This window comes from Silvimonas sp. (genome assembly GCF_031291215.1).
GTDB classification, from domain to species: domain Bacteria; phylum Pseudomonadota; class Gammaproteobacteria; order Burkholderiales; family Chitinibacteraceae; genus Silvimonas; species Silvimonas soli.
In genome coordinates this window covers 1-7,966 of sequence record NZ_JARLJK010000050.1, presented here as the reverse complement: position 1 = coordinate 7,966, position 7,966 = coordinate 1, and the positions used below count along the sequence as shown (strand labels likewise).

3 protein-coding genes are annotated in these 7,966 nt (G+C 60.4%); 2 read left to right on the top strand and 1 reads right to left on the bottom strand.

What is annotated here, in order from left to right:
• On the bottom strand, positions 1-4,459 hold a 4,459-nt coding region (locus tag P4L78_RS01470; RefSeq protein ID WP_309326514.1), incomplete at its 3' end, for a DUF6570 domain-containing protein.
• A 2,139-nt stretch (positions 4,460-6,598) separates the two neighbouring features.
• On the opposite strand from P4L78_RS01470, the gene P4L78_RS01465 reads away from it, so the two are divergent.
• The gene (locus tag P4L78_RS01465) at positions 6,599-6,829 is read left to right on the top strand and encodes a hypothetical protein (RefSeq protein ID WP_309326512.1); all 231 of its coding nucleotides are present in this window, start codon (positions 6,599-6,601) and stop codon (positions 6,827-6,829) included.
• A 170-nt stretch (positions 6,830-6,999) separates the two neighbouring features.
• Positions 7,000-7,368, top strand: coding sequence for a hypothetical protein (locus P4L78_RS01460; RefSeq protein ID WP_309326510.1), 369 nt, complete (start codon positions 7,000-7,002; stop codon positions 7,366-7,368).
• The last annotated feature ends 598 nt before the right edge of the window (positions 7,369-7,966 follow it).

Genomic DNA, 7,966 nt, shown 5'->3' with positions numbered 1-7,966 from the left:
GTGGGTAGTCAGACGGAAAGAAGAACCTCTTGTTCGGTGTACGCCCACTGCCGCCCCCGCGGCGAGAAGAGGTTGACGGGTCTGCGGTGTCTGTGGTAAGTCCCTTCTCGCCGTCATCGTCAGTGTCGCCACAATCAGCGTTAGTGCCCCACTTACCCTCCTCAGGCTCACGGTCGCCGACATCAGCACACGCACCATCGAGCTCAACACCACACACAGCGTTGCCTTGAACACCACACACACTGTCGCCGACAGGAGCACTCACACCGTGTACGTCACTGGCACACACGCCGCCTTCATTATCACCAGCAGCGTTGGCGCCATTGGCAGCGTCTGGTGCGGGATCTCTCTTCTTCTTCGACGTATCGGAATCCTTGCGCTCAATGTGCACCAAACTCACAAACTCGTAGAAGCACATGCCGTGCAGTCCTCCCCTCACCGCCGCTACGTAGTCGTCCCACTGTGTCAGCACAGCCCCGGTGTCGCCCATCTTAACATACGTGCCGCCATGGCGGGTCTGCCCCCGGCTGCAATCCCACTCCGCGTGCAGGTCAACAGTCGGGTCCTCCTCCACATCATCCAGCGCGGCGTCGAGGTCAGTGTCAGTGTCAGATAGAGAGGAGACGTCACAGCCATCTTGTGACTCCGAGTCTGAGCCGGCATGCGTGGCGTCGACAACGCTGTCATCATGCGCCGCTGCTCCAAACAACTCCACACTCTTCTTCTTCATGTACTCCACCGCAGGCTTGGGAAAGAGGAACCAGAACTTGTGCGAATACCACTCATTGGGATGTCCCAGCAGGCGGGCTGTGGCGGTTGTCATGCCGACCTCATGCGCGCGCAGCATCTGCATCAACATGGACTGGAGGAAGTACTTGGCGTTGCGCATAGGCTCGCCACTGTCTGTTGCAACAGACACGCGGTCCTGGCAGTGGCCGTACCCGTGAGCCATGAGCGCCAGCAACTGCCCCGGCGCCTGCTTGTCCTTCATCATGTAGTCCGCAACGTAGAAGGTGGCAACCCGAGCTGCGGTGTCATTTCCCATCGGCTGTACACTGGTGTTGGAGCGAACGGCAGCGGTGAGGGTGGGGGTGAAGGGCACGACGTAGCTGTTGAGGCCGGGAGGCGGGTCATCCTGCACCGCGTTGCCATCTGCACACACCAGACTGTTGGCCAAGTACTGGTTGAAGACAGCCACGCGCTGCTCCTCTGGCACGCCTGGCGGCGGACGATACAGCTCCCACGTGGTGACCTCCTTCACGGTGTCAGGAAGCGGCCACTTGTCGTTGCTGGTGCGCGGCCCACCAGGAGTGGCATACAGAGACTGGTACACCGCTGGCGGGTGGCCCTCTGACACTGGGCACACAATGCGAACAGGCCGCGTGGCCGCGCACATCGGGGCAGCAAAGCCCAGGCGGCACTTGGTCTTGCCCACAGTCCCCTTGTGGCATGTGAAGGAGTGCTCGTGCAAGTTGCACAGTACGACGTCGCGGTACACACACTGCAAGAAGGCATGCTCGTGGCCGGGGTCAGGCGGCGGCGTCTGCTCCTTGAGGTAGCTGTGATCGTCGCCAAATGAGCGGAGAAGGTTACGGCGGTGCTCAATGCCAGCGCGCTGCGCGAGTCGCTGTAACTGCTGTCTATCCAGCTCAGGAGGGGGAGCAGGGTCAACCGGCAGAGCAGCGGGGGCGGGGAGGGCAGGGTACGCCGGCGCAGGTTGTGCTGTGTCTGCTGTGGTGTCAGGAGGATCAGGGTGCACGCGTTGCAGCTGGCGAGCCTCGGCACCACTGGCAGTGACACACGGTGCAGCAGCGTCGACGGGGGCGGGCAGGTGCAGCGCCTCCGCGTCCTCCGGAATGTACGCCTGCACCATGAGGTCAAGCCTCGCCTGAATGTTGGCGATAAGAGCGGGATCACTCAATGCCTGCTGCAACAGCATCGGATTGAGCCCGTACGTGTAGAGGACGAAGTGGAGATGCAGCGAGAGGCGCTGTTGCTCCTCTGTCACGCCCGCAAAACCAAGAGAGACGCCGTACAGACCCTGCTCGCGCTCGGGGTCGCTGATAGCCGGTGGCAATCGACGCGTGTCCCCCTCCAGACGCGCGCGCAGCAGGATGCTGAACACACACCGCACCAGCCTGCCGTAGTACTCTGCGGCGGCGGCTGGGTCATGGGAGACTGCGTGTGCCCGTTGCGCAAATGTGGGCACGCGAAAGGAGGCTGCCACCGCGTGCATGTCCGCACCAACAGGATCAGGCGTGCCTGTCAGCCGCAGGATCATGAGGGAGTTGATGTCCGCAGGCGCAATGGTGATGAACCAGGAGGGGAGGCCAAAGAAGTTGTTCATCGCCTTGATGCGGCTCAACACCGCCTCCCGTGCCTGCACCGAGTACTGCACGCGGCTGCTCGTGACCCGAATCAAAGGCGTGACGGTGCGGAGCAGATCTTGTGCGGCAGGGCACGTGGGATCTTTGGTAGCTTGCGCAAGCTTAGCAGGCAAAGAGGGGTCGTTGGCCAAGGCGAGGAACGCGTCGATGCCCTTGTCGTTGGTGTCCAGATGGGCGGCTACGACGCGGCAGGCCTCATGACGCTGCAGCTGGTTGTAGAGCAGGAAGACGAAGTCCGGGTGAGTGGCGAATCGCCTGTCAGCGAGGATCATGAGGTGGCGAAGATACTTTGCGCGCGGAACGGATGTGTATGGGCACCCTCTGCCCAACACAAACAGCTCAGGAAATGTCAGCGTGAGCGCACGGCCGTTGCAGTCGAACTCGTTGAAGGGCTGGGCACTGGTAGTGACGTGCACAAGCTGCGGGTCGCCGGACCGCAGCAGCTGCGCAAAAGAGTGCAGCACCCATGCGCCTGGATTGCCCGCCACAGGCGCGCCCATCGCGACGCAGAAATCCATGGTGAAGTTGGAGAGGAGAGTGTTAGGATCCGCGGGGGCTCCGCCATCGGAGTCAGGAGGCGGGGTGTCGGACGTGTGCTCTTCGTCTCCCGTAGAAGAAGGGGCAGCCGCACCCAACAAAACGGCAGCGGTGATGTCCTTGACTGGGGCGTCCACAGCGTCCAAAGGCCGCTCATACTCAACGTCGGTGTCGGAATACCACTCCGCAGCGTCACAGGCAGTGTGTGGGGGGGGTTGTGGTGCAACGTTGTGCGGGACATCGACGTTTACATCGCTGTCGGGTGGTGGTGGGTGTGCAGCGACGTCAGCGCCTGAGCCGTGACCGTCGGTAGCAGGAGGTGAGGGTGGTGCGACGTGGGGGCGAGTGTCACCATCTTCTTCACCCAGTGGGTTCTTCCACGCATTCGCACTCCCCGCATTCACCATGTTATCCAACCACACTGTCTTGGCGTCAGTAATCAAGCCAACTGAGTTGAGAATCGCGTGCGGGATGGCTTCCAACTCGGTGTCCGTCCAGGCAGCCGCCAGGCCAGCAAACTGGGAGTAGTGACAGTTAACGCGGCTGTAGAAGTCCAGATACTGCCGCAGAACGTGTGGCCGCACAGCAATGTACTTGTGAAGGAGCTTGTACAGAACGGGCGTGCCATCTTGCAGCCTCTGATTCCGCAGCTTCTCCCACTGCGCCTGAGTGCCCACAAACATGACGAACATCTGGTCGCGGAGAGCAGGCCGGGATTTGTCGAACAGCGCTGGCGCAATGGCAGCAGGCCCATCACGGGGAAAGATGACCATGTGTCCCTTCAGCTTGAAGCCCTTCACTGACACGGAGCCGAGGGAGGACACCACCAGCTTGATCACGTTGCACGTCTTGTAGCCGAAGGACAGCAGCTTCTGCTCCACCAGTGTCAACGGCGGTAGTGACTCACACTTGGGCAGCTGGCCAAAGTTGAAGCCGTTGGCGATGGAGAATGGTGGTAGTTTGGGGTCCTGGCCGTAGAGAGAGCCGTGGCACGTGTCGCACAGGGCCGCAGCCCGCTTGGCCCAGTCGATGTAGTCCGCATGCAGGTACAGCTCACGGGGCTGTTCGGGGATGGACACAACGTTGAGGGCGCACTGCCACTCGGCGGGGAGGGCGCGCCACACGACCAGATCCGCGTCGCGTGCTGCCAGCAGCTGCAGTTGCTTGTCCGCAAGCGACACCACGTTGGAGTTGCCAAATGTCCACTCACCGCAGGACGCACAGGCGTTCATGGCCATGAACGGGTTCATCGTCTCTTCGTACTCACGCAGGAGAGAAGCGCAGTTGCGAAGCATCTCCTGCCTCAACTCCTCGAAGGGAATCGTGGGCAAGGGATCCGCAGAGCGACCGGACGCCTCCCACAACGCCGTCACCGCAGCCGCCACACTTTGCTCGTACTTTTGAATATCGATGGTGGAGGGGCGAGGCTGCGGAGCATCTGTGGCCAGCAGGGTGTGGTCCAGCCAGTTGTGAAGCGGTCTCTGGGTGGCCCTCTCCTTGCGGTTTATGCGGTGTCTTGCGGCGTCGCTCTTCATCACACGTGCTCTGGCCTTGATTTGTTGACTCAGAAACGGGTCGGAATGTCCATCTCGGCGCGCTTGCTCCTACACGTCGTGCACACAAAAAACGGTCGCGAATCGAATATCAGCAATGATTACACACAACACATACCAGTCGGGTTAAATTGCTTTGGCGGGGGGCACTGGTTGTTTCCGTTGCAGGGGCAGCCTCACATGGAGCAGGTGGCGGCCCAGATGCGCATGGCTGCGTGCCATCCACCGTACCAGCCCCCGCATGTGATTGCTTTGTTGCCTGCATGCACAACACAGTGCAAGTACAGAGAATACGCGTAAGCAGGAGTGAACATGTCGCAAAAGGGATCACACAACGTACAGTCTGCGATCGCGTAACGGGGGCTCGAGGAGCGGTATTGGCAGGATTGCCACTTGGTACGACGGGTTTCGATGCTCCCTGAGGATAACAGCAAACGCATGCGTGAGCACAAGAAAAGGGGGTACGCATACACAGACAATGTCATCATACCAAATTGTCAGGATTCTTCCTAGGCCTGCCTCGTTTCCGCTTCTGTTCCACAGCGTGAGGCGCAGCTTGCTGCGAGGTACTGTCTGTTCGATTGGTTGGTAGCCCAGTGGGTGCAGGAGGCGGAGGTGCAGAACGGAGCGCATCCGTGTCAAAGTGGAATGGGGGGTTGGCTGTGGGAGGCGCCAATGCCTGCGCACATCAAAATGCAAGGATGTGCAAATGATGCACACCGACACTGCGACGCAGGGAGAGAACTGGGGCGTACCACAGCTTGATCAGCATCGCAACTGTTACTGTCGAGGGGAAGTTCCTGCAGGCGCTTGTAGTTCCACGGGAGCAGGTCCAAATCTGCGTGTACAAGTGCATCGTGGAACATGTCGTCCCAACCGGCAGGCGCCACCAGCGCGCTATCCGCGGGGGAATCGGGGGCAACAGGCGAGTCGCCATTGTTGGTGACGCCCGCGCGGGAAGATGGCGGAGGCGGCCACGGCTGCTAATCACAACATCCAGACACACAGATCAGTTACGTCTTGGACGCACAATCGCCGTGACAACATACCGGCGCGGAATCATCGCAGTCGGTGTTGGAAGCAAACGGCGCTTGACGCTCCCCGTCCTGGAGTTCCTCCTCCGCGGCAAATCCATCAGACGAGTGCAAGAAGGAACGGACATGAGAGTGTGCAGCGTCAGAAGGAGGGGGTGAAGAGGCGACGCCAACGGCTACAGGTGCCCGCGCGCCTAGGGGATGCGCCCCACGTGCTTCATCTGGTGGCCGATCCCGCTTCTTCCCCGCCCTTTCATGCGACGTTTGCATCGTTCCCTCCGTATGCTTTGTGCGCGCAACGAGCTGCGCAGCACTGGACGCCGGATCACGACTGTTCGTCTCCATGCGTAGCAGTTCGAAGATTCTCGAGCGGACGCGTTCTGGAAGGTTCCACGTCCCCCGCTGCGCTGACGTCATCGGGCACTCACAATTTTTTTTCCAAGCTCTCTCTCTCTCTTCTTCCTCTCTCTCCCATGTCGTCCAACTCAACCTCAACCACGCGTCGTGGACTCGTGGATCGTCTGCGCGTGGGGGCTCGGAGCCCAAGGACTCACGCAAGCGCAAGGCCGAAGCGGTATGATTACTCCCTTTTTTCTGTGCGCTGTATCTGCTCTTACGTGGACTGTGGGTGGCAGGACGCGCCTCTTCCAGAAGCTGAGGAGGATGGTGCGGGCCATTCGTCTCTGGCGCCCGTGCAGACTGACCGTGGGCTGCCTGGCCCCTGTGGCGTTACCACAAGCCAGACGTCAGCTACATCTGATAACCAGTCAGGCGTCGCTGAGGCAGATTGCCCTCCTGGCGGTGTGCATCAGGCGCAGCCATCCGGCCTCGCAGCCACGCAGAAGGGCGGGGCCAAGAGGCTCGTGCGTGTTGGTGCCACATCAGCTATATCTCAGGCGCACACCAGGGCCCTGTCAGACATCACGCCCGAGACACCGGGCCCGGCCTTCGTCGCCATGTACGTGCGCTCTCGTTTAGCGGGTGCTGTTACGTATGGCATGTGTGCTGATAGTATGTGAGCTCTGCGTGCAGGATTGACCACGTCTCGCCACTGGGGTCGTGGCACAATGACAGTGGGAGCGGTGTGGTGGTCACTGTGCAAGTGCATGATGCGGCGGGCACCAAGCAGTCCGTCGTCTTCTTTAACGACGATGCTAGGGTTGCAGCTGAGTGGAAGGTCGGCGAGGTTCGTGAGTTCAAGGGCATTGCGGTAACTGCCCGTGGGGACGCCGACATGCGCTTCCCCATCTACGGCAAATTCAACATGAAGTTCACCAGCCGCTTGGTGGACGGCGCCACCGCACGTTGCATCAGGTAAGTGGCAGCGCAGATACAATGCAACCCACTATTTTGCCCTGTCTGACTGTGGTGTAAGCATGCAGGGTAGTGGAAGGGGTGCCGTTTCCCCTTGTTCCATGTGCATTTCAGCCGGCGTCAACGGCGGCGGAATCATCCAAGCCTGGACAGCTGCTGGACGTGTTTGGGCTTGTGGAAAAGCTCGACGCACCGAGAACGTACCCTTCGAGGGAGGACCCGTCCAAGACGTATTACAAGCGCGAGTTGGGACTGGCAGATGCAGGCGGAACGAGCACGGTGAAGCTTTGGTCTGAAGAGCTGGGCGCGTGTGACGAAGCTTTCGGAAAGGTGATTGGTGTCACGGCAGTGGCGGTGGACAAGGGGGACGGGACGAACGCGGGCACGGCAAAGACGCACGCAGTGTACAAGTCCACCACCTCCTCCCAGATTGTGATGTCGCCGCCTGTGCCCGTGACGGAGGAGTTTCGCTTGTGGCTGAAGAATGAGTTTGCCGCGGATCTGGAGGACGTGGGCCTTGCAGCAGACGAGCCCACGGCGTGACTTCGAGACCAGCGCCGGTGGTTTTTGGGGTCGTGTTTCAGTTGTGACTTTCTCACGTGTGACAACAATGTGAATAGATCTCCGTGACATGGCAAACTAATGCAGATAAGGGGTCAGAATACACTCATATCATACAAAGACACACGCACTAAGCTGAATCCGCACGCGCACGTTTGCACGCGATGAGCAAAGATACACAGAATAGGGCTTGGGGGCCAGCCAGCAGCGACTTCCCTCCCCATCTGTGGAGGTCAAGATACAGATGCAGTGTGCCGCATGTTCCCTCTGAGTCACGCAGGGCCGCAGGAGTCGGCGAGTCCTGATTCACAGTAAGTTGCAGCATGTGCGAAATCGACGCTCAGGCTCGAGTGGGCTTGCCGCATTCCACCTCCTCCAAATGCCTGCTTAAATGCCTGCTTGGCCTCATGTGAGAGCTCAAGCACATCCCATCAACATGACACACGGGGCGGCGGACCGCCAGACAGCGCGAGCCAAAGGAAGAGGCGAAGGGCCCACCTGTTTCCAGATGCTGGTAGGCCTGGGCGGCTCGGGCACACCGGCCTAAGCCGGGTGCCCGCCGCCGCCCTGAAATCGCATC